The 22,988-nt window shown below is 54.0% G+C and carries 15 protein-coding genes; 10 read left to right on the top strand and 5 right to left on the bottom strand.

Translation table 11 applies throughout. From position 1 onward, the window contains the following. Window positions 1-4: 4 nt before the first annotated feature. Window positions 5-1,933: a TonB-dependent receptor plug domain-containing protein gene (locus tag EBA_RS09495; protein ID WP_192374504.1), complete on the bottom strand. Its 1,929-nt coding sequence runs from the start codon at window positions 1,931-1,933 to the stop codon at window positions 5-7. Window positions 1,934-2,132: 199 nt separating this feature from the next. Here EBA_RS09495 and EBA_RS09500 point away from each other — a divergent pair, with 199 nt between their 5' ends. From EBA_RS09500 to EBA_RS09540, 9 genes are all read left to right on the top strand, one after another. Further along, a complete protein-coding gene (locus EBA_RS09500; protein WP_192374505.1) occupies window positions 2,133-3,116 on the top strand; it encodes a helix-turn-helix transcriptional regulator in 984 nt (327 codons plus the stop codon). A 118-nt stretch (window positions 3,117-3,234) separates the two neighbouring features. Beyond that, window positions 3,235-4,035 (top strand): siderophore-interacting protein, encoded by an 801-nt coding sequence (locus EBA_RS09505; protein ID WP_225616065.1) that lies wholly within the window; start codon window positions 3,235-3,237, stop codon window positions 4,033-4,035. Next, entirely contained in the window at window positions 4,032-4,970 is a 939-nt protein-coding gene (locus EBA_RS09510) for an ABC transporter substrate-binding protein (protein WP_192374507.1), read from the top strand. Before EBA_RS09505 ends, EBA_RS09510 begins: the two co-directional genes overlap by 4 nt. Before the next feature lie 2 nt (window positions 4,971-4,972). Further along, window positions 4,973-5,995, top strand: coding sequence for a FecCD family ABC transporter permease (locus EBA_RS09515; protein WP_192374508.1), 1,023 nt, complete (start codon window positions 4,973-4,975; stop codon window positions 5,993-5,995). Beyond that, on the top strand, window positions 5,992-6,975 hold the full coding sequence (locus EBA_RS09520; protein WP_192374509.1) for a FecCD family ABC transporter permease: 984 nt from the start codon (window positions 5,992-5,994) through the stop codon (window positions 6,973-6,975). Before EBA_RS09515 ends, EBA_RS09520 begins: the two co-directional genes overlap by 4 nt. Next, window positions 6,975-9,035, top strand: a complete 2,061-nt coding sequence (locus tag EBA_RS09525; RefSeq protein ID WP_223146661.1) for an MFS transporter — start codon at window positions 6,975-6,977, stop codon at window positions 9,033-9,035. Before EBA_RS09520 ends, EBA_RS09525 begins: the two co-directional genes overlap by 1 nt. Then, window positions 9,032-9,832: a 2,3-dihydro-2,3-dihydroxybenzoate dehydrogenase gene (locus EBA_RS09530; protein WP_192374510.1), complete on the top strand. Its 801-nt coding sequence runs from the start codon at window positions 9,032-9,034 to the stop codon at window positions 9,830-9,832. Before EBA_RS09525 ends, EBA_RS09530 begins: the two co-directional genes overlap by 4 nt. Before the next feature lie 11 nt (window positions 9,833-9,843). Further along, window positions 9,844-10,026 carry a hypothetical protein gene (locus EBA_RS09535; protein WP_192374511.1) on the top strand — a complete coding sequence of 61 codons (183 nt, stop codon included), beginning with the start codon at window positions 9,844-9,846 and terminating at the stop codon, window positions 10,024-10,026. Further along, complete coding sequence (locus tag EBA_RS09540) at window positions 10,023-10,451, top strand: Hsp20/alpha crystallin family protein (protein WP_192374512.1); 429 nt, start codon at window positions 10,023-10,025, stop codon at window positions 10,449-10,451. The genes EBA_RS09535 and EBA_RS09540 overlap by 4 nt, the downstream gene beginning before the upstream one ends. Before the next feature lie 88 nt (window positions 10,452-10,539). Here the strand turns inward: EBA_RS09540 and EBA_RS09545 are convergent, their stop codons facing one another. Then, entirely contained in the window at window positions 10,540-12,279 is a 1,740-nt protein-coding gene (locus EBA_RS09545; protein ID WP_192374513.1) for a sulfite reductase subunit alpha, read from the bottom strand. Window positions 12,280-12,377: 98 nt separating this feature from the next. After that, the gene (locus tag EBA_RS09550) at window positions 12,378-17,861 is read right to left on the bottom strand and encodes a glutamate synthase-related protein (RefSeq protein ID WP_192374514.1); all 5,484 of its coding nucleotides are present in this window, start codon (window positions 17,859-17,861) and stop codon (window positions 12,378-12,380) included. 252 nt (window positions 17,862-18,113) lie between these two features. On the opposite strand from EBA_RS09550, the gene EBA_RS09555 reads away from it, so the two are divergent. Further along, window positions 18,114-19,334, top strand: coding sequence for an FAD-dependent monooxygenase (locus EBA_RS09555; RefSeq protein WP_192374515.1), 1,221 nt, complete (start codon window positions 18,114-18,116; stop codon window positions 19,332-19,334). Window positions 19,335-19,339: 5 nt separating this feature from the next. Here EBA_RS09555 and glnD read toward each other — a convergent pair whose 3' ends face one another. Both glnD and map read right to left on the bottom strand, forming a co-directional pair. Continuing rightward, complete coding sequence (glnD, locus tag EBA_RS09560) at window positions 19,340-21,985, bottom strand: [protein-PII] uridylyltransferase (protein WP_192374516.1); 2,646 nt, start codon at window positions 21,983-21,985, stop codon at window positions 19,340-19,342. Next, window positions 21,982-22,746, bottom strand: coding sequence for a type I methionyl aminopeptidase (gene map, locus EBA_RS09565; RefSeq protein ID WP_192374517.1), 765 nt, complete (start codon window positions 22,744-22,746; stop codon window positions 21,982-21,984). Before map ends, glnD begins: the two co-directional genes overlap by 4 nt. Window positions 22,747-22,988: the final 242 nt, after the last annotated feature.

The raw sequence follows: 22,988 nt of genomic DNA on the forward strand, positions 1-22,988 counted from the left end.
AGTATTAAAACTCCAGTTTCGTTGAAATCAACACGCTGCGGCCGGGATTTTGCAGCGGCGTAATGAAACCGACTGCCGTGCCGGCGCTGTAGCGATCGGTATAGTCTTCGTTGGTGAGATTGTTGAGCTCCGCGCGCAAGCTAATGCCGCGATAGAAATGCGGTTGCCATTGCGCAAACAGGTTGTAGGTGTGATAACCGTCCAGGTCTCGATTCCCGGAATCCGCTGCGAAGCGGTACCGCAATGCAATCTCCGAGCTGACGCCGGTTTTAATACCCAAGGTAGGCCAAGCGTAGGCGGCGTGCAATTTGATGATTTCGCCAACCGGCGAGCCCAAATAAAAAGCCAGGGTGCCGATTTGTGCGTGGTCGTAGCTAACCTCAGTGTTCGTATAATGCGCGCCGAAATCGGCATTATTCTGTTGATAAGCCATGCCCAGATTGAAGCCTTCAGTCTTGACCGCCGGGCCGTTAACGCGAATAAAACTATCGTCGCCTTCTTGGTAGGCCTGCGTGTTTTGGATGCGTGTCGAGAATACTTCACCCTCCAGTTTGACATTTGCCAAGCTGTAACTGAGTCCGACTTTGGCATTGGTGGCACGCTGGGCGGCCAGATCGTTGGCATAGCTGGCAAACGGCATGGTGTGAAATACCGCGGCCTCTGCCAACTGTATACCGCCGAACACATAGGAATAACTGCCGTTTATGGATAGATCCTGCAATGGCGTGATACCGATCGATACGTTGGGACTGGCGGCTATGTTGTCGAATTGCTGGCGGTCTACCGCTTCGAAGGTTTGGGAATCAAGGCGGACACCGCTTGACAGGTTTAACCACTCACTGGGTGCGCTGCGCAATTGGGCAAATCCGCCTAAATTACGGGCAGTTTCCACCATAGCCGCATCGCGAAAATTATCGGTCGTCGCCTGATCCTGATAAAAATCCATACCGGTGCTGAGCTCGCCTAACGGCGTTTTGAAGCGATTTAAGGCCGTCGCGCCCAAGCTCTGGATGTTGGATTCGAAATAACCGGGACGAAAGCCGCCGTTCGGGTTTGGCCGGGACAGCGATGTCGCGTTGTAGTAAAACCGGAGCTCGGGATCGTAGAAGTCGCTGGGTTGCCGAGTGCTGTACTTAAAATTGGCGGTATCGCGTTTAAAAGCATTTTCCGACAATAAGGTGAGGCCGCGCACAGCCGCAAAATTGGCGCGGAAGGGGCGGATGTCGTCGTCTGACAAATGCTGAGCCGACGCTTCGAAGCGGTGCCCACCCTCTGCGGTATACGCGAGTTTGCCTAAGGCGCTGAGCAGATTGGCGCCGGTGCCTTGCACCGTGTCACTATTTCCAGCGGTGTAATTGGCGCCTTCGGCATGGGAGGCGTAGCCCATGGCTTCTACATCCCGATAACGCCCGTAGGCGGCACCGGACTTAGTAAATGTGTCCAGATTGCTGGCAAAACCGCCGCTTAAGAAAGCGCCGTAGTCCCGGCCGGGCTGTAAAAAGTCGTCGACATCCTTGGTTTCGTAGCGCAATGAACCGCCCAGTGCGCCTGGTCCGGCGTCAGCCGCCGCTACCCCGGCGTCCACACTGACCGCTTTTAGCACACCGGGGTCGAGTAACAAATTGGCGTTGTGGTGCCAAAGATTATTCACCTGCCGGGCGCCATCTATTTGCACATTGAGATTGGTTTCTTCAATACCATTGACAAACACTTTTTGCGCACTTGCGGTGGGGCCGCCAACGCCTACCGAGATGTTTTTCTCGAATACGTCCTTGATTGAGGTGGAGGGGGTGTCTTCCACCGTTTGCCTGGCGGCGGATTTGATTGCTTTACCCTTCACATTGACCTCATCCATAAGCACGGTGTTGTCGGTATCGGTATCGCTAGGTTCAGCAAGCAATTGATCGGTGGTAGCAAACAAAAATACAGTCATATAAAGCGTACGCTTGGATCGTACAGAACGGAGTATGTGCATGGTCTGCCTTCAAATAAGAATGATTTACATTAAGATTAGTGGCTGCTATTATCCGACGCAACGTAAACCACTGCGTTTGCGATGGAATCAGATTCATTTGCGGCACGCGCAGACGGCACGCACGGATCTTCAGTCAGGAATCATTGGTATCAACTCTATGAATAGGCTAACGACTATTAGGTCTTATAAAATCGACTGTTCTGATCGATCCGGATTCGATCAGGATTACGCTGGCGACGTGTCTGCGACGCCACCCAGTAACGGCATTCCATTTGTCAGCGGGCGCTCGCAGGAGCTGCAGTTACAGCCGGACTTGTCGCTTTATGCATCCGATGTATGCGACGAACAAGACGTGGAAGTCAGTGGAATATTGCAGCCTGGGCTATTGGTTGTGTTGCCGCTGGCCGGAGAAGCGGATGTCACATATGGCGATCAGCGTTTTCTGTTGGGCAACAGGGATAATGAAGGCAACGGTCTGGTGCTTAGCCTAACCCAGCGTGATCGCTTTAGTCGGCGCTTAATACGAGGTACGCGGCGCAGGGTGGTTAGTCTGGCTTTTGGTAGTCGCTGGCTGAGCAAGCACGAAGATCTGCTAGCGGCCTATCCGGTATTAGAGAGCTTGCGCGGCAATCATCTGGCGGTACAGCACTGGCGGTTGTCTGCCCATCTGCGGTTACTGGCGGGCAGTGTATTTGAGTTGTGTGCTGTCAACACACCTTTGATGGGTTTGCGTTTGGAAAGCCGCTGCTTGGACATAGTCGCCGAAGTGCTGGCCGGGCTGACAGACGTAAACCCGGCGTCCGAGCGCACACTTAGGCCGCGCGAACGTCGCCGATTGGCAGAGTTTCGCGCTTTTCTAGACAGCGGTGCAGGGGACGACTGGTCGATGCAAGCGCTAGCCGAGAGGATAGGCATGAGTCCTAGTACTCTGCAACGCTACTTTCGGCTGTATACCGGTAATAGCGTGTTCGCCTACCAACGCCGCCGTCTTTTGGAGCAAGCGCGTATCGCCTTGGAGCAGGAAGGCATCAGTGTAAGCGATGCGGCGCAACTGGCCGGTTATACCAGCGCCGCCAACTTCGCGACAGCTTTTCGGCGGCAGTTCGGGATGCAGCCGGGCATTTTGCGCCTACACCGTTGATGCGTCTTTGCGAAAAACGCATACAGCTTTGTTAGTCGGTCAATCAGCAGCGCGCTTCCAACGGTACGTCTTAGGCAACCGTATAATCCGGTGCCAGCGTAACCATTTGAATTTTTCCATGCCAACTCTTCACCCTGCGCCCAACAGATCCTTCAATTCCCCGCAATGGCTTACTGTTTGCGACACGTTGCGCTTAGGACCGCATTTGCGACGTATCCGTTTTCACGGGGCGGACCTGCAAGGGCTTGGCAACGCCGGACCGGGCGCCCATCTCAAGCTATTAGTGCCTGATCTCGAAGCAGGTGCGACCCACATGTCAAATGCGTTCGGGATGCCGCATTATGCAGCCCGGATTTATAGCCTGCGCCGCTTCGATAGCAATCTGAATTTGCTTGATGTGGACTTTGTATTGCACGGCGCACATGGCCCAGGCACACGTTGGGCCGTCAACGCAAAAATTGGGGACAGTATCGCTCTGGCAGGGGTTGGCGGTCCGGCGTTGGCGAACATGGCTGCCGATTTCCATATATTGGTCGGCGATTTATCCGCGCTGCCGGCTATTGCTGCCGTGTTGGAAGCGCTACCGAGCCAATCCAAAGGTTTGGCATTAATTCAAATCGAGGAGACGGCCGATCAACTCGCATTACAGCATCCAGCGGGTGTCGAAATTCAGTGGTTAACGGCAGCCGCACCTAAGCATTTGCCTGGCGTGTTTTTTAATCTGACATGGCCGACTGAGGGGCAGGTGTTTGCCACGATAGCCGGTGAGAGTACCGCGGTGCTCGCTATTCGCCAGAATTTATTGCAGGAGCGGGGCTTAGCACCGTCATCTATGTACGCTGTGCCATATTGGCGACAAGGTTGGCGTGAAGAGGATTACCATGCCGAACGGCATCGCGCGGTGGATGCACAGCCATGAGCAATCCGCTGCTGCAAATCATGATCTTAATTGTCTGGCTGTTAGCGGCCTGCGAAAGTCCGCCGTCCGCTACGCCGGCGGAGAGGGGGCGCGAAATAATCGACGCTAGCGGCCGTTCGGTCAGCGTGCCACAGAGGGCGGAACGGGTGGTGGCGTTAAGCGAGCTGGACTTGGATACCTTACTGGCCCTTGGCTTGCAACCTGTTGGCGCGACTAATGGGCGGGGCAGTAACCAACCGCCACCCTATTTAGGCGAGGCCGTGCAGTATGTCGAAAGTGTCGGTTCATTTGCGCTACCGTCCCTGGACCGCATCGTGGCTTTGCAGCCGGATTTAATTCTGGCCGGCGGTCAGAGCGATCCTGAATTTTTGGATCAGTTACGCGCCATCGCGCCGACCGTCATCAGCTTTTATCCGGGCGAGCATTGGCAAGATAGTCTTAAGCGCATCGCAGCAGCTGTTGACCGCCCGCAAGCCGGCGTGGATGTGCTTGCCGATTACCGGGCGCTAGTTGTGCGAATAAGCGAAGAGCTTAAAGCGCACCGAGGCGAATCGGTAAGTATTGTTCGCCTCACCCCCAATGGGCCGATGTACATGTTGGGCGACGCCTTTGCCGGTCAGGTGCTAGCCGATTTGGGTTTAACCAGACCGCCGGCGCAACGCGCCTCCGGCGCCGGCCATGGACAAGCTTTAAGCCGGGAACTATTAACCGACATCGACGGCGATTGGCTGTTTATCGGTAACTTCGCGCCGGATCCGCAGGGCGTGGCAGCCTTGCAAAATGAACCGGCTTTTGCCGAATTGCTGGCTGCGCGTCGGCATCGGGTGCGCGAGGTCGATGCGGCGGTGTGGACGGTCATTGGCGGCCCCATCGCGGCGCGCGCAATTGTGCTCGACGTGGTGGCAGCGTTTGCGACAGCGGAACCGGGATCGTGAGTATGGCTAAGTTTAAGTCCAGCGCCTGGCATGCTTTGCTGTGGCTGAGCTTACCGCTACTGGCTTTGGCCTCGTTAAGCCTGGGGGCCGGCGCTGTCGGTTGGTCGGATAGTGTGGATTGGATGTTGAACACATCGACTGATACCCATACCAATTTGGTGCTGAGTGAGTTGCGGCTACCCCGGTTGCTGAAGGCCTTGGCGTTGGGCGCAGCATTGGCTGCTTCCGGGGTGTTATTGCAAGCGGTAACCCACAATCCGCTCGCCGAACCCGGGTTGATGGGGGTTAACAGCGGCGCAGCGCTGGGCGTAGCGCTTGGTATTGCGCTATTTGGCGGACAATCTCCTGCGGCGCAAATCGGCTGGGCCTTGAGCGGCGCCCTGTTGGGCAGCCTGCTGGTGTTGCTATTGGCGCGTGCCGGCAACGCTCAGACATCGCCGTTGCGACTGGTGTTGGCCGGATTAGCCTTGACTGCCACCTGTCATAGTCTGACAGCGTGGCTGGCCTTGGTCAGCACAGCCAATCTTGATCAGTTTCGCTTCTGGATGCTGGGTTCCTTAAGCCATCCGCATGCTGGCTTGCTTTGGCCGGGCCTGATAATCATAGTGGGTGGCTTGTTGGCGGCTGTCGTATTGGTGCGGCCGTTATCGGCATTGGCGCTGGGCGATGATTTGGCTCGGGCGTTGGGTCAAGGTCCAGCGCCGGTTCGGACCGCGGCGGTGTTGGTGGTTGCGCTGTTAAGCGGCACCTGTGTCGCCTTAGCTGGGCCGATGCCGTTTTTAGGACTAATCGCCACCTATTCCGCCAGAGCATTGGCCGGCGCGGTGTTAGCCAAACAATGCGCTTATTCAATATGGCTAGGAGCAGTGCTGATGCTGTTGGCCGATATATCCGCCCGTTTGTTGCTCGCGCCTTTCGAGATGCCGGTGAGTGCTGTGCTGGCGGCTATCGGTGCCCCGTTATTGATCTGGATCGTCCACCGCAATGCCGCACTAGCCTTGATGCCGGCCGGTACTGAAGCATGATTGGCTCAGTATGTCGGTTCGCGCCGATTTTGCTACTGCTGGCGCTTGTTTATCTCGCGCTGGCGGTCGGCACGCCAAGTTTATCGGCATCGCAACTGTGGGCAGGCTTATCCGGTCAGGGGCCTGGTTGGCTATTTACCCTGGTTACGGAATTTCGTTTACCGCGCTTGTGCGCGGCGTTGCTGGTTGGTATTGGACTAGGTGCCGCCGGAGCTTTGTTGCAGAGTGTGACCCGTAATCACTTAGTCAGTCCGGATGTGTTGGGCATTAGCGACGGCGCGCTTTTGGCCTTGGCGTTGAGTTTAATCTTGAATCCGGCCGGGGTATTGGGACCCTGGTGGGGAGCGGTGGTCGGCGCATTGCTCACGGCCTTAGTGACTTTGTTGGCTGCCGGAGGTGTCGGCACTCGAGGTTATCGGGTCCTGGTGGTTGGCGTGGGCATGGCCAGTTTGCTACGTGCCGGTTTCGATATGGCTTTGACCACTTTGCCCATGTTTCACGCTGCCGGGCTGTACGCATTTAGCGTCGGTAGTCTGGCCGGCCGTGGTTGGCCGGTGGTGGGGGTGGCTGGTGGGCTGCTCGCTATCTTGCTGTTAGCCTGTACCACTGTTTCCCGGAGCCTCGCTTTGTTATGTCTGCACGATGACAGTATTCGCGGGTTGGGGGTTGATTTACGCCGACTGCGCTTAATCGTGATGTCGCTGGCTGCCGCGCTAGCCGGGGTCGCAGCGGCGATTGGTGGCCCGATCGGTTTTGTGGCCCTGGCTGCGCCGATGCTGGCACGGCATTTATCGGCAAACGGCGGTACCCCGTTATGGGCGTCTGCGTTACTGGGTGCCATTTTGGTCGCGGCGGCCGATTTGTTTGGCCGGATAGCTGCCGCGCCCGCCGAACTCCCGGCCGGTGTGGTCACCGGTCTGCTGGGCGGCCCTTTTTTACTGTGGCTGCTGATGCGGTCGAATTCATACGGAGTCTCATAATGTCGGCATTTTACGTCGACCACCTAATGGCCGGTTATGCTGCAAAGCCGGTATTGCGTGATGTCAGTTTGGAAATTCCGGCGGGACGGGTAACCGCCATTATTGGCGCCAACGGCTGCGGAAAAAGTACCTTGCTGCGCTGTCTGGCCCGACTGCATCCCGCTGATTCTGGGTCTGTTCGGCTTGGCGAGGAGGATTTGACAAACATCTCCACCGCCGATTTTGCCCGCAACGTGGGATATTTGCCGCAGTTTCCCCTGGCGCCAGTAGGACTAAAGGTAAACGACTTATTGGCTTTGGCACGCCATCCGCATCGAAATTGGATGGCGCGCTGGTCGGCGGAAGACGAAGCCGCGCGCAGCGAAGCACTGCGGCTGACTGAGCTGAGCGCGATGGCTGGGCAGATGCTGGACAAGCTGTCCGGAGGGCAGCGCCAACGGGCGTGGATGGCCATGCTGTTAACGCAGTCCACACCGATTTTGTTGCTGGACGAACCCGGCAGTATGCTCGATCCCGGTCACCAACTGGAGTTGATCGCGCTATTGCGCGCATTGGCGGATGCCGGCCGCACCGTCGTGGTGGTTATGCACGATTTAGTCGCCGCGCGTCATGCCGATTGGTTGGTGGCATTGGATGGTGGCCAGCTAGCGGCCTGCGGATCTCCGTCAGACGTGTTGACTCCGGCGCTATTGCGGCGGCTTTATGGCATTGATAGCCATATTCTCAGCGCTCCCGACGGCACACCGGTCGCTGTTCCGGTGCGGCCGGCAGACTGGCCGCTGCCGCGGGCGCTGCCTTTGGCGCCAGTTAAAGGCTCGGTTGTTAGCCGTACTAAAGCGTCGGACAGTCCTAACGAGCGGCGCTTGGTGCTGACATTTGCGGTACTTCAATTCACGCTTCTACTGGATTATATGGTGCTGATGCCGCTGGGCGCGGAACTGATGCGTGATTTTGCCATCGGTCCCGCGCGCTTCGGTTCGCTAGTCGGCGTCTACACGCTGGCTTCGGCGCTGACCAGCCTGGTCGGTAGTCGCTGGATCGATCATGGCGACCGCAAGCGCAGCTTATTAGTGTTATATGCGGGTTTTATCATGGCCACCTTCAGTTGCGGCTTTGCGGCACACTTCGATGCCTTGCTTGCGGCACGTGCCTTAGCGGGCGCTTGCGCCGGGCTGAGCAACGCCACCATGATGGCAATGATCGCTGACCGGGTGGCACCGGAACGCCGCGGCCAAGCCATGGGCACGATAGCGTCCGCCTTTGGCGCATGCGCTGTCATCGGAGTGCCTGTGGGGCTAAGCTTGGCGGCAGTGGGTGGTTGGCGAATACCATTTTTCGTGGTGGCGGCGCTGGCCGGGTTGTGGTGGTTATGGTTGCTACGGTTCTTGCCCAAGTCGCCTGCCGTGATGACGGAAGGGCAGGGAAGTTTGCGCTCGCCGGCGCTGGCATTGGGGTGGTTACTGAGCTTTTGCATTGTGTTTGCCGGATTTCTGATTGTGCCTTATCTGGGCACGCATTTGAACGGCACCTTGGGCGTCAGTATGAGCCAATTGTCTTGGATTTATCTGGGTGCCGGCTTAACGACGTGGGTGGCCGCTCAATTTGTCGGCCGCGCGGTGGATAGGTTCGGCGCCGCTGGGGTTTTGGCAGTATTGCTTGCGGCCAGCACCGTGCCACATTTGTGGTTCACACAGTTGCAAACGGAACCTTTGTGGCTGATCAGCTTGGTGTTTGTACTTTTCATGGTCTTGACCTCAACCCGCGCTATTCCTGCCTCGGTATGGTTGATAGGACGGGTGCCGCCGCCTTTGCGCGGCCGTTATATGGCGGTCAATACCGCAAGTACCGAGGCAGCATCCGGTTTGGCCGCCTGGTGCGCCGGGTTGATGATTGGCAGCGGCCAAGGTGGTGCGGTGCAGCATTTCGAACGCGTCGGTTGGCTGGCGGCTGGGGTCTCATGCCTGAGCCTGGGCTTACTGGCTGGCTTAGTGGCAAAAACTCGGGTGCCAACTGGCAAGACTAGCGGTTCTCATCCTAAGGTTTGCAACGCTGAATCATGAAACAGTCAACGCAAATGCGCCACAGCTCCGGCTTCGCTATGCGTCCCGGCGTCGTATTGGTAAGCGGAGCGGCACAAGGCATCGGTCTGGCGGTTGCGGCTTTGTTGTCTGCTGAGGGCTTAACAGTGGTCGCTGCCGACAACGACCGCGATGCGTTGCACAATGCTTGTCTCGCGACACCAGGACTGCAGCCGCTGACGCTGGACCTGCGTGACCGTGTTAGCATCGATTGCGCGGTTGCTCATGTAGAAACCACTATCGGTGCGATCGACTATCTGGTCAATGTTGCAGGTGTGCTGCGTCCTGGTCATGTAGTGGATGCCAGCGACGAAGACTGGTTGGAAAGCTTTGCGGTAAATTGCCATGGGGTTTTTGCATTAAGCCGAGCTGTCGCTCGGTACATGTGTGAGCGGCGGCGCGGGGCTATCGTGACGGTCGGTTCCAACGCGGCATCGACGCCGCGCACTGGTATGGCGGCTTATGCCGCTTCGAAAGCCGCCGCTGCACAATTCACGCGTTGTTTGGGTCTGGAACTGGCGGAATATGGGATTCGCTGCAACCTGGTTTCGCCAGGATCAACCGAAACGGAAATGCAGCGTCGCTTTTGGCGAGCCGGTGGCGGCGGCCCCGCGCAAATCATCGCTGGTTCTTTGGCTCAGCACCGGCTGGGCATACCGTTGGGCAAGTTAGCGCAACCGAACGATATAGCCCAAGCAGTAGCCTTTCTATTGTCGGATTGGGCTGGACATATTACCTTGCAGGATTTAGTGGTCGACGGCGGGGCTACCTTGGGTTAATGGCAAAATGCATGAGTGGGATTTATGATAATTCCAACGAAACAGCTGCCGCGCCTAAAGGCGTTTGCGTCATTACTTGCCAAATTGTCGCGTATTTTTTGCAGTATCTTCCTCTTGAATTGCGTGTGGCCCAGCACCATATTGGCAGCGAACCATTCAGTTTTTACATGCAACAAAGAGGAGAATCGACATGAGTAACTTAAATCCATTTGTTAGTCGCGGTCTGTTTGACGAACTGTTTCGCGATGTCAATCCCGGCTACTACATCAAACCTCTGCACGGTGACGGTTTACCGGCGCAAATCAGGGTTGATGTGAAAGAAAACCCAGGCGAATTTATCGTCCAAGCTGAAATTCCGGGCGCTGGTAAAGAGAATATCCATGTGGATATCGATGGCAATGTGGTGAGTATCCGCGCGCAAATCAGCCAGCTGGATTCGGAAAACAAAGACGATAAATTGTTACGCAGCGAGCGCTATTTCGGTGAAGTGTCGCGCAGTTTTCAACTATCGGCTGATATTGACGAAGAGGCCAGCAAGGCACGTTACGAGAACGGCATACTGACGCTGAATCTAGCGAAGAAGTTGAAAAAAAGTGGGCAACGGCTGAGTATCGATTAAGCACTACTGAAACGTGCTTTGGTTATCTTCTGGGGTAAGTTAGCTTCACGGGCGCACACCCGCGTGTGCCCGTGACCTAAATCTTAGATCAGTAAACGTCTCTGACGTAACGTTTGTCCTTTTTCAACTGGTTAACGTACTCAACCGCCTCGACCAAGCTTTTCTTGCCATGTTCGCGGATAACGTCGTGCAGGGCTTGATCGACGTCTTTGGCCATCCGGTAAGCGTCGCCGCATACGAAGAAGTAGCCACCTTGCTCCAACCAGGCATAGAGTTCGGCACCATGCTCTTTCATGCGATCCTGCACATAGATTTTTTCCGCTTGGTCGCGCGAGAACGCTAAATCCAGCTTAGTAAGGAGGCCGCTGGCTTGCATGGCTTCGATTTCGTCGCGGTAGATAAAATCGGTGGACGCATTACGGTCGCCGAAAAACAGCCAGTTTTTGCCGGGGGCTTTGCGAAACTCGCGTTCTTGCAGGAAGGCGCGGAACGGCGCGATACCGGTGCCGGGACCGACCATGATCATTGGCAGTTCGTCGTCAGCTGGCACGCGGAAGTTGTTGTTGGGGGTGAAGAATATCCGTACGTCGGTTTCTTCATCAACCAAATCGGCCAGATAGGTGGAGCAGACGCCTTTGTGTTGGCGGCCGTGCGCGTCGTAACGCACGCTGGCGACGGTCAAATGGACGCTGTCCGGGTGTTTTTTGCCGCTGGAGGAGATGGAGTAGGCGCGATGTTGCAACGGTTTTAATAAACGCAAAAATTCGGCTGCGGAAAATTCCACGCCGGGAAATTGCAACAGCAGATCGAGTATGTCGCGGCCCCAAAGATAATCGGACAGTTTTTCCTTGTCGCCGGACAACAATAAGGCATTCAACGCTTGATCGCCGGAACGGCTGGCAATTTCTTCGACCAGTTCTTTACCGGGTAATTTGATCTCAAAATGCGTACGTAAAGCATCCGACAGCTTCATCAATTCGCCATTGACTGGCTCGTCTTCGGCGCCGGTGCAACCGATGGCTGTAATGATTTGCGCGACCAGGTCAGGGCAGTTAGTTGGGATTACGCACAAGGCGTCGCCGGCTTCGTAGCTCAGCCCGGAACCGGTTATCGAAATTTCGTAATGCCGAGTTTCTTTCGACGAATCCAAGGCTGTGACAATACGATTGACCCGTAATTTTGCCGGAAATGGATTTTTGCGGTTGTAGGTGGATTTTGAGCCCTGGGCTTCGGTATCGATGACGGCAACTGTACTGGCACCTTCAGCCATAAGCGGAATCACTTCGCTGAGCCATTTTTCCGCCGGTGATTCGAAATCCACGTCACAATCGACCCGGTCTAACAGGCGCTTGGCTCCCAACGCAGCCAATTTGTTATCCCAGTCGATGCCGGCTTGGCAGAATAAATCGTAACTGGTATCGCCCAAGGCCAATACCGAATAATTCACCTTATCCAGGTTTGGGGCTGCCTCACTATTGGCTGCTTCCCAGAGCATTTCCGCATTGTCCGGCATCGCGCCTTCGCCGTATGTGCTGGTAATGATCAGCAAATACTGCATTTGCGGCAATTGGCCGATTTCAACTTCATCCATGCTTTTAACGACAGCTTGCAAACCGTGCTTTTTAGCCGCGTTGGCTGCGTCGTTGGCAAGCGATTCGGCGTTGCCGGTCTGGGTGCCGTAAAGGATGTGCAAAATGCGGGCGTCAGCTTGATTGACGCTGCCGGCGCTATGCAGCATGTGGCTGTGCATGCCTGCGAAAAAGCCGCCTAACCAGGCGCGTTGGGTATCACTATAAGGGGCGTTTTGGGGGATAAAAGGTGCTTTCATTTCATTACCATCTGTGGACAGGTGTCAGGCTGTCCAGTCACTGTATTTGGTTCTTGCCAATCGGCAAGGAGGGTGCGTGGCATGCACCCTCCATTGGCTCAGGCAGACTCACTGTCCAGCATGTCTTTAACGATAGACAGGCTTTCCAAGCTCGCCAGGTTTTTATCGATAGTCGGTAGTCCGGCCAAGGCCACGCGGTTAAATCTATCCTGTTCGATGATCCAGGCCGTGGAGCCTATCGAATAGATGCTTTGCACGTCGCGCAGCATTAGCGTGGTTTTGTAATCGTTCAGGCGTTTTTTCGCCATCAACGCCGCCAGTTGGCCGTCATCGTATTGGCTGTAAGCTTCGCGGATATTTTTAATCAGCGCATCTTGCAGCTTGCGCGGACGTTCCATGACTAACTTGTAGGCATGTTTGTCGACTAAGGCTTCGGTAGCCGGTTGGCCGGCTTTATTGAGTTGATCTCTAGCTATTTGCTGGGCTTTGTCGATAACCGCATAGCTATTGATCAGTTTCAAAGTCAGATCGGTGTCGGTTTCTCCGTAACCGGGAATGGCGCCGTCGAACAGTGGTGTGTTGTTTTGGTAAGCCTGCTTGATTTGCTCGATTTGTTTTTGTGCAAATGCTACAGACAGTTCTTCTATCATCGCCTTGCGGTCCAGCGCTTTGCTTAGATATTCCGCAGTTTGCGTGCGGTTCAACCAAAGCGGCAAGGCAAATTTGAAGTGCTGACGTTCGTTGGCCCAATTAGCCAGGATGGCCTGGGCTTTTTCCGAATCAGTATGTTCAACATGTTGGGTCAGCATGTATAAAATGAATTGCTCATGACTGGCGGCCATTTCACTACCGTCACCTAGGCTGTGTATCGATACCGAGGTGTCGTCGTACAAGTCCTGTAAGCGGTTGTGCGGATCGTATTGGTAGGCGTTGCCGCCGGACATGCCGGTGCAGAAGCCTTTACCGAAGCCGCCCAGATTTAATACCGCGCCATTGATCATGTATTCGCAAGCAAAGTCTCCGACGCCTTCCACCACGGCCATCGCACCGGAGTTACGTACGGCAAACCGGTCGCCGGCTTCACCGTTGATAAAGGTTTTGCCGCCGGACGCGCCGAATAGCGCAAAGTTACCGATCAACACGTTCTCGCCTGGCAACTTGGAGCCGCCGCCGGGCGATTTGATGACGATGGTGCCGCCGCAAGCGGTTTTACCGACGCCGTCGTTGCAGGTGCCGGTGTGTTCCATGCGCATGCCGTCGTTGTTGAACGCCGCATAGCTTTGACCAGCCGAACCGTGGGTGCGGACGATAATGGTATCGTCGGCCAGATAACGGCGGCCATGTTGGTTGGTGTAGATGATGTTCGACTCAGAGATTTGCTCTGGACTGAGTTCGTAAGCCAACAAGCGTTCCAAATCGACAGCAGTTTGACCACCGACGGTTTTGTTACGGTTGTTTAGCTTGAATTCGTCGCCTTCGACGATCACCTGTTTTTGGCTTTTTTCAAACAAAGCGGCTTTGACGCGGGCAAAGATCAAATCGTCGATCGCGAAATCCTTTTCCAAATAAATGGGTTTCTCGATCTTAATGACCGGGACTTCAGCCAAAAGTTTATGCAAGTGGATTTGGCCGACCATACTCGGGTGGTCAATCAGATGCAGCAACTCGGTTTTGCCGCGTATTTCCTGCAAACTGGTGTAGCCTAAATCAGCCAGGATTTCCCGCACTTCGTGGGCCAGGTTCATGAAGAACTGCGCCAGCACGCGTGGGTCGCCTTTGAATTCTTCGTGGGCGGTGGTCAGGCCGGCTGGGCAGCGGATGTTGCAGTTTTTCGCCATTACGCAGCGCAGCATCATCAGGGCCGTGGTGCCGAATTCGAAGGAATCGCCGCCTAAAATAGCGGATTTGACAACGTCGGCACCGTTCTGGTGGGCGGCGCTGCAACGTATAATCACTTTATCGCGCAAACCGTTAGCCGCCAGCGCTTGATGCACTTCGGCGATGCCGATTTCGGGTGAGCGGCCGGTATTTTTCAAGCTGGTGACTGCCGCCGCCCCGGTGCCGCCAGTGTTGCCTGCGACGTTAATCACATCCGCGCCGGCTTTGGCGACACCGACTGCGATGGTGCCGATACCTTCCGAAGATACCAGTTTGACCACTACGCGAACGCGAGCGGCTTTGGCATCGTGGATCAATTGGCCCAGGTCTTCGATTGAATAAGTATCGTGATGAGGTGGTGGGCTGACCAATTCGACTTTTGGTGTACCACCGCGCAACGCAGCAATTTCTACCGACACTTTTGCGGCCGGTAATTGTCCGCCTTCACCGGGCTTAGCGCCCTGGCCGATTTTGATTTCGATTTCTTCCAGATTCGGATCAGCCAAATAGCCGGCCCAGACACCGAAGCGACCGGAAGCGAACTGTTTGATTTTGCTGGAACGAATCGTGCCAAAGCGGCTGGAGTGTTCACCACCTTCGCCGGAGTTGCTCATGCCACCGGCAATGTTGGTGCCTTGCGCCACGGCTTCGTGGGCTTCGGCTAGCAGCGCGCCGTGACTCATCGCGCCAGATGCGAAAGTCGGGGTGATTTGATGGGCTGGTTGCACGTGGTCCAGCGCTATCCGCGAGCGGGCAGGACGCACGTTGCTTAGATACTGGTAAATCAGACTTTCGCTGTCGTTCGCCCGCAGACTGATACTGTCGTTTTCCAGAGTTAAACCGAAATCGTTGCCAGCAAAACGAGTTTTCAGATGTTCGGCAAGTTGTTCCAGACGCGCTTTGCTTGAATTCTCAGTAAATCGAATGCTGAACACCACATCGCTGCTTTTCTCGACCTGTAGGCCACGGATCAGGTAGTTGTTGTTACCGTGCAAATCTTGGCTGCCCAGCAGGCGATCAAAATCGGCTTTGCTGTTAGCGTTGCTAGCATCGGCTGGGAACTCCATCACATCGCGTAAAGCAGCCGGACGGTTGGCGCGCTCCTGAGCCAGATTGTGGGTAAAGCTGCGATAAGCCGGCGTAATGCCGAAAGCGTCGATTTGCTCGGGTGTGCGTTTCTCATAGCCAAAATCCAAATACGCCGTATCGCTGGCTTCCGGCGCTTGTTGTGGCGCTATGTACATGATCGCTTCATCGGTCATGTTGATGTATTCACGCACCGCTGTGTTGCCAAACGTGTGGCCGGCACCTTCATTCCGCTCTTTAAATAATCCTAGGAATGGAATGTCGCTTTCGCTGGTAACGGACAGCGCTTTATGGTGCCATTCGGTTGCGCTGGCGGCGATGTCGCTGTAGCGTACCCCGCCCACCGAAGCATTGATGTTGGGGAAATACGGTTTTAGTTTCGGTTCGTCGGTATCCAGGTAATTGGATTCGAAAAACTCGCCGCCGATATAGCTTTCTGCAGTACACAGGCCGAATTTGCCCATGGTTTTCATCAGCGACTTTTCGACGCCTTTTTGAAAACTGTACAGGGCTTTTTGCTGTGCGGCAGGGTCGGCGTATTCGGTAATCACCCGGTTATGCACACTGAGTGGGCAGATGGCGGAAGCGCCGAAGCCCAGAATGGTGGCAACATCGTGCGGGCTGGCTGCTTGGCCGGTCTCCATGATCAAGGAGCTGTTAAAACGCAAACCATGTTTAACCAGATGTTGGTTGGCTGCGGCAATGGTCAGCAAGGCCGGGATAGCGGCTTGGGCTTTGCTGATATTGGCGTCGCTCAAAATGATAATGCCGGTATTACTGCGCGCGGCTTGTTCGACTTGTGCGCAGACCGATTGCAAGGCTTGTTCCAGTGCCAGTTCATTTTGTGCGGTATTTTCAAAGTTCGGGGTATATAGCGCCGCTACGGTCGCGGTTTTTACCTGACTTTGTCTGCGAATTTGTTCCAGCTGAGTGCGTTGTAGAATCGGCGATTCGATTATCAGCTGTTTGCTGTTCTGCGGCGCAAAAGTCGGTTTGGCGCCCAAGGCTACACGCAAGGTCATGCCGTCGCTTTCGCGTAGGGAATCCAGCGGTGGATTGGTGACCTGAGCGAAGCGTTGGCTGAAATAACGCGACATACCACCTTCGGCAGCACTCAATGCATTGGGTGTCAGGCCGTAACCCATCGCGGAGACTTTTTCTAAGCCGGTTTGCAGGATAGGGTCCAGCAAAAATTTAAAGCTTTCCTGGTTCAGCGAATAAGCTGTGTGACGCTGGTCGATATTCAGTTCATGCTCGTTACTGAGTTCCGCAAGCTCTACTTTGGGCAATTCGTTGATATGAATACAACTTTGTTTCAGCAGCGCTTTATAGTCTCTTTCCTTGGCTAAGCGCTCCATCACTTGATAGCTGTTGTATGACTTGCCAGTGTGATGATCGAAATACAGCATGCCACCGGCTTCGATACGGCCGCGTCGCAGCACTTTTTCGGGTGGGAAATCGATTTGGCCGGCTTCGGACATGACTGCCAGGTATTCTTCGGTTTCGACGGAGCGCAATGGCCTTAAGCCTAGTCGGTCCAGGCGGGCACCGACACGGATGCCATCATTGAAGATCAACGCGGCCGGGCCGTCGTTTTTCTCTTCGTACAAGCTGAAATATTCCAGCATGGCGCGTACGTCTTCCGACAAGGTTGTATCGTTTTCCCAGGCTGGCGGCATCATCGCCAGAATCGCCGTAACGATATCCAGCTGATCTTCGTTGATACGGCGGGTTAGGGTTTGATCCAGGCGGCCGGAATCCGATTGACCGCAGGGAAACACCACGTGTTTATTGTTTTGCCGAGCAATAGCGTTTTCGCTGAGACGGTTTTTCTTGTCGGTATTCAATTCGCCGTTGTGCGCCATATAACGAAACGGCTGGGCCATCATGGTCGCCGGTGCGGTATTGGTGGAAAAACGGGTATGGAAAAACAGGGTGCTGATGTCGTGGTCAGCGTCGTACAAGTCTACAAAGTAAGGAATTACTTCGAATGAGTTCAGGCGGCCTTTATAGACTTGAGTGCGGGAACTCATTGATAACGGATAAAAGCCTTTCAGTTCCGGACGGGTAAAGCCATTGGCTTCTATCGTTAACAGCGCGGATTGAATATGTCTTTCAAAAGCCTCATGGCTGGCGTCTTTCAGGGCTTTGGGGCGGCCGAAAATTACCTGTTTGATCGGTAATTGCGCTCTCAGCGCTGCCGCATTCAATACGGAGCTGTCTACCGGCACTTCCCGCCATTTGATAATCGGCAGATCGAATTCCAGAAATTGTTCTTCGACCAGTTTTCGCGCTTCCGAATCGTAGTGTGCGTGATCTTCCGGGAAGAAGAAATTGGCGACGCCGAATTGCCCCAATTCCAGGCCGGCGTTTCCTGTGGCCTTGCGGAAAAACTTCAGAGATAAATCGATATTAACGCCGGCACCGTCCCCTATTCCTTCCGCGCTCATGCCGCCGCGATGTGGAATTGTACACAAGGCTTCATGCGACTTTACCAACAGGTCGTGGGTTTGTTTGCTGTCCTTGCGGGTGATAAAGCCAACACCGCAGCTGTCCTGGGATAAATCGGCGTCGTAAAGCATGTGTAATGCGTTAATTTTCTGGGCGTTTTTAATCATTGCTATCCAGATCCTCTCTTACTGATTAAATGCGCTACCCGGTATTTTCCTTACCGATAGTGCCGTTTATGGTTTTTCTGCCTGCTGCGTGGTAGAGTCGTCCCACGCGGCGAGAAACCCTAAATAACTTCGGAATTTCAGTTGGCGAAACTTTGTAATCATACCATGTGGCGGTGTCTCTGTCATTCCGTAAAGCCGATGGCGTCGCTGTTCTCTCGTCTGGCCTTTAGTTTTAAAACTTTGTGAAGAAATATGAAAGAACAATTTGATGTGGTGATAGTCGGCGGGGGGATGGTTGGCTCGGCAGTGGCTAGTTGCTTGGGCGGAAGTGAGCTAAAAGTAGCCGTGATAGAAGCGCAAGTGCCGGAGCCTTTTGCCGCTGAACAGCCACATGATTTAAGGGTTTCAGCGCTAAGTATCGCCTCGAAAAACATTCTGGAAACCGTAGGCGCCTGGGAGGGTGTGACTTCGCGGCGCTACTGTCCGTTTAAACGCATGCGGGTTTGGGAAACGGCGGGTGATACTACCTTTAATAGCGACGACATACGCTATCCCGAGCTGGGTTACATTGTCGAAAACCGCATAACGCAACTGGCTTTACTCGACAGATTGCCAAGTTTCGACAATATACAACTGCTGATGCCACAAACGATTAATAAGATTAATTACGACGGCCATGAATCGGAAATAGGATTAGCGGACGGTCGCGTGCTCCAGGCAAAGTTGCTGGTTGCGGCAGACGGCGGTCAGTCGCGGGTAAGGCAGGCGGTAGGTTTGGGTGTGACCAGCTGGGATTACAATCAGCATGCTTTGGTGATTTACATAGAAACTGCGTATCCGCAGCAGGACATTACTTGGCAGCGTTTTGTTTCCAGCGGTCCTCAAGCATTTTTACCGCTAACAGGTCATTACGGATCCATCGTTTGGTATCAATCGCCGGATGAAGTCAGGCGTTTACAAGCTTTGCCTTATGAGCAATTGCAGGCCGAAATGGTGGCGGCTTTTCCTGATTGCCTGGGTGAGGTGACGCAGGTTTTGGGCGTGGCGAGCTTTCCCCTTAAGCGTCAGCATGCGCAGCGCTATGTCAAGCAGGGAGTGGCTTTGGTGGGTGACGCTGCGCACATGATTAATCCATTGGCCGGGCAGGGCGTCAATATCGGCTTGCTGGATGCGGCGGCGTTGGCGGAGACTCTGGTGGAAGCCCATAAGCGCGGTAAAGACATCGCCGACTTGGTGGTTTTACAGCATTATGAAGCGATGCGCCGCAACGAAAATCTGAAAATGATGACCTTGATGGATGTGTTTTACCGGTCATTCAGTAACGATATTTTGCCGATAAAACTATTGAGAAATCTTGGTCTGGGTTTGGCGCAACGCATTACCCCGGCGCGTAACAAAGCGATGAAAGCGGCGATGGGGCTGGAAGGACGCTTGCCGAAACTGGCGCGCGGCGAACGTCTGTTGGCCAGGTAGCGTCTTTAACCTTTCAGACTCAAATATCTCAACATGGTGGTGCGTATCTGCGCTTTTTTGTCTTCGTCGGTGATCGGCAGCGACTGCATGTCGCTAATGTAGAACATATCTTCCGCGCGACTGCCTATCGTAGTAATTTTGGCGTCGTGCAGATGGATATCCAGTTCGGCAAAAGCTCTGCCTATCGTGGACAGAAGGCCGGCGCGGTCGGTGGTAACCAACTCGATGATGGTGTGTTTGTGCGACGGATCTTCCAGAAAAGTGATGCTGGTTTCGATTGGAAAGTGTCTGGCCTGTCTGGATTGTTTGTGTATATTCTTTGAGGCTTTAACCTTTTTAGCGATCAAGCTGTGGCGTAGCGAGGTGCAGATATGCACTTCCCGATAAAGGTCATTAATGGCTTCGCCGGATTGTTCCAGTACCTGAAAGCTGTTCAATACATACTGATCGGCAGTGGTGATAATCCTGGCGTCCAGAATCGTCAAGCCCAGGTGATCCAGGGTGGCGGTCGAAATCGAAAAAATCTGCGCTTCATTGCGGGTGTATACAAAAATCTCCGCACTGCCACGCAGGGTTTGCGGGCGTAGCAACACCAGCGGCAGTTCGCTTTCCTGGCATGCTGCGATAGCGATAGTGTGCCAGGCGATTTCTTCCGCTGAATAGCGCAGGAAATAGTCGTCGCTGAGATGCTGCCAAGACTGCGTGATATTAGTTTTGGATATGCCCAATTTTAATAGCTCGTCACGCGCTTCTTTTTTGTTTTCCTGTACCCGTTCAGAACGGACCATCGGATTTTGCAAGCCGCGGTGCAAGGCTTGATGGGTGGAAATATATAAGTCCTTCAGTAACACGTCTTTCCAGGCGTTCCATAGGCTGGGGTTGGTTGCGCGTATGTCCGCTACCGTTAGCAAATACAGGTAATTTAATCCCTCTATGCTGCCAACTTGCAGGGCGAAGGTATGGATCACGTCAGGGTCGCTGATGTCCTTGCGTTGAGCGGTCATCGACATCAATAAATGGTTACGGACCAGCCAGGTGATGAGCTTGGTGTCATGGCTGGACAGGTCGTGCTGCTGGCAAAAGTTGTTCGCGATGGTTTCGCCCAACGTGGAATGATCGCCGCCTCGGCCCTTGGCTATGTCGTGAAACATGGCGGCGATGTACAAAATGTCGGGCTTGGAGATCAGCAGAAAAATATTATTGCAAAAAGGCAATTCCTTGTTGTGCTTGGCTAGCGAGAAGCGCCGCAAGTTACGGATGACAAACAAGGTATGTTCGTCCACGGTATAGATGTGGAACAAGTCGTACTGCATGCGCGCTACGATATTGGCGAAGTCCGGCAAATAGGCGGCTAGCACCCCGTAGCGATTCATGCGCTTTAGTTGGCTGGTAATGCCGCGCGGCTGTCTCAGAATATCCATAAACAGGCGATTGGCTTGTTTATTGGTGCGAAAATCGGCGTCGATCAAGTGCAGATTCTTGCGAATCAAGCGAATAGTGCTTGCGCGAATCCCTTTCAAAGACGGCGATTGTTGCAAGATTAAAAAAATTTCGAGCAAAGCCAGGGGCGTTTTCTGGAATACGTCTTTATTGCTGACTTCAACGTAGCCGTCTATGGATGAAAAATTGGCGGTGATAGGGATAGGGGTCAAGCTTTCTTTGTTGCTGATCAGTCTCTCGTTCAGCAGTTGCAATAGCATTTCGTTCAGGCGTTCTATGTCCACTACAGTTTTAAAGTAAAACTGCATGAATTGCTCTACATCGGGTTGTTCGTTTTTGTCGACATACCCGAATTGGCTGGCGAGCTCGCGTTGGTAGTCGAATACCAATCTGTCTTCACAGCGGCTGGTCAGATTATGCAGGGCAAAGCGCAGACGCCAGAGAATGTCGCGAGCGGTAATCAGATTGTCGTATTCCGATTTGGGTAAAAAGCCGTATTTGATCAGCTCCCTAAGCGAAGAGGCGTTGTAATGGCGCTTAAATACCCAGCTGATTACCTGTAGGTCGCGAAGCCCGCCCGGGCCTTCCTTGATGTTGGGTTCCAGATTGTAAGCAGTGTCGTGGAACTTGCTGTAGCGCTTTTGTTGCTCAGCCATTTTTGCAGGAAAAAATCGCTCCGATGGCCAGAGTGTTTCAGAGTTTACCTGATGTCTTAGCTCACTAAATAGTTCGGAATTGCCGGTAATCAGGCGCATTTCCAGCAGACTGGTGAAGACGGTTTGATCATCTTGAGCCGAGATTATGCAGTCGGGAACGCTGCGCGTACTCAGTCCCGGCTTTAAGCCTATATCCCAGAGGAAATTGCAAAAACTGGATAGTTGCTGTTGATAATCGACGGGATTGGCGACGTTGAGCAGCACTAAAATATCGATGTCTGAATACGGGAATAATTCGCCTCTGCCGTAGCCGCCGGTCGCGATTAGGCTGTGACGCTTGGCGACGTTGCCGAGGAAATGTAGCCAACAGGCGGTCAGCAGGTTGTCGATAAACCGAGCTTTTTCTGTGAGCAGGCCGACTGTCGCCTGGTCGGGATTGAAGCGCATTTTTAACTGCGCGTTCTCCTCGTTAATTGCACTTTTGAATGCGGCAACCGGGTTATCGTTCGAGAAACAATCGAGAAAGTCGCTTTCGGTAAATAGCGCCGGGCTCACAGTTCTTCCTGTCTCAGCGTCAAAATCTCGTAGCCGGTGTCGGTCACCAAAATAGTATGTTCCCACTGCGCTGACAGGCTGCGGTCCTTGGTCACGGCGGTCCAGCCGTCGGCAAGGATTTTCATGTGGCGCTTGCCCTGATTGAGCATGGGTTCTATCGTAAAAATCATGCCGGGTTCGAGTGTTGCGCCGTCACCGCGTTTGCCAAAATGCATGACGTGTGGGTCTTCATGAAACTTTTTGCCTATGCCGTGGCCGCAGAATTCTCTGACGATGGAGTAGCGATTGGCTTCAGCATGTTTCTGAATGGCGTAACCGATATCGCCGAGGTGAGCGCCAGGTTTGACTTCAGCTATACCTAAAAATAGACATTCGCGGGTTATATCGACCAAGCGTTTGGCGTGCGGACTGACCTCGCCGATACAGAACATTTGGCTGGTGTCGCCGTGATAACCGTCTTTGATCACCGTAATGTCGACATTGATGATGTCGCCGTTTTTAAGCTTTTTCTCGCTGGGAATGCCATGGCAGATCTGCTGGTTAATGGATGTGCAAATCGATTTAGGAAAGCCGCGATAATTTAAAGGCGCCGGAATGGCTTGTTGTACATCGACGATGTAATCGTGACAGATTTGGTCAAGTTCTTCGGTGGCTATGCCGGCAACAACGTGAGGGGCGATCATTTCAAGTACTTCGGCGGCCAATTTTCCGGCAACGCGCATCTTGTCGATTTCTTCGGAGGTTTTAATGGTAATAGTCATCGGCAGGTGGCTAATTATTGGGGTCAAGGCGGGCGCTGGCCCGATTTTGCAGTGGAATTAAGAGGCCTTCTCAAGCAAGCTTGCAATAGGAGTCTATCAGACTTGAGGTTGTTGTGAAATTCTAATCATGGTATAAAGGCAAGTTCACTATGTAACCAATACTCACACTTGTCGACACGGTCGGTGGGGTGCTGGAAGTCTATTTTAGATTTTCGGTCACTGATCGGGGCGGGTGGAGGCGT

This window comes from Methylomonas albis (assembly GCF_014850955.1).
Taxonomy (GTDB): domain Bacteria; phylum Pseudomonadota; class Gammaproteobacteria; order Methylococcales; family Methylomonadaceae; genus Methylomonas; species Methylomonas albis.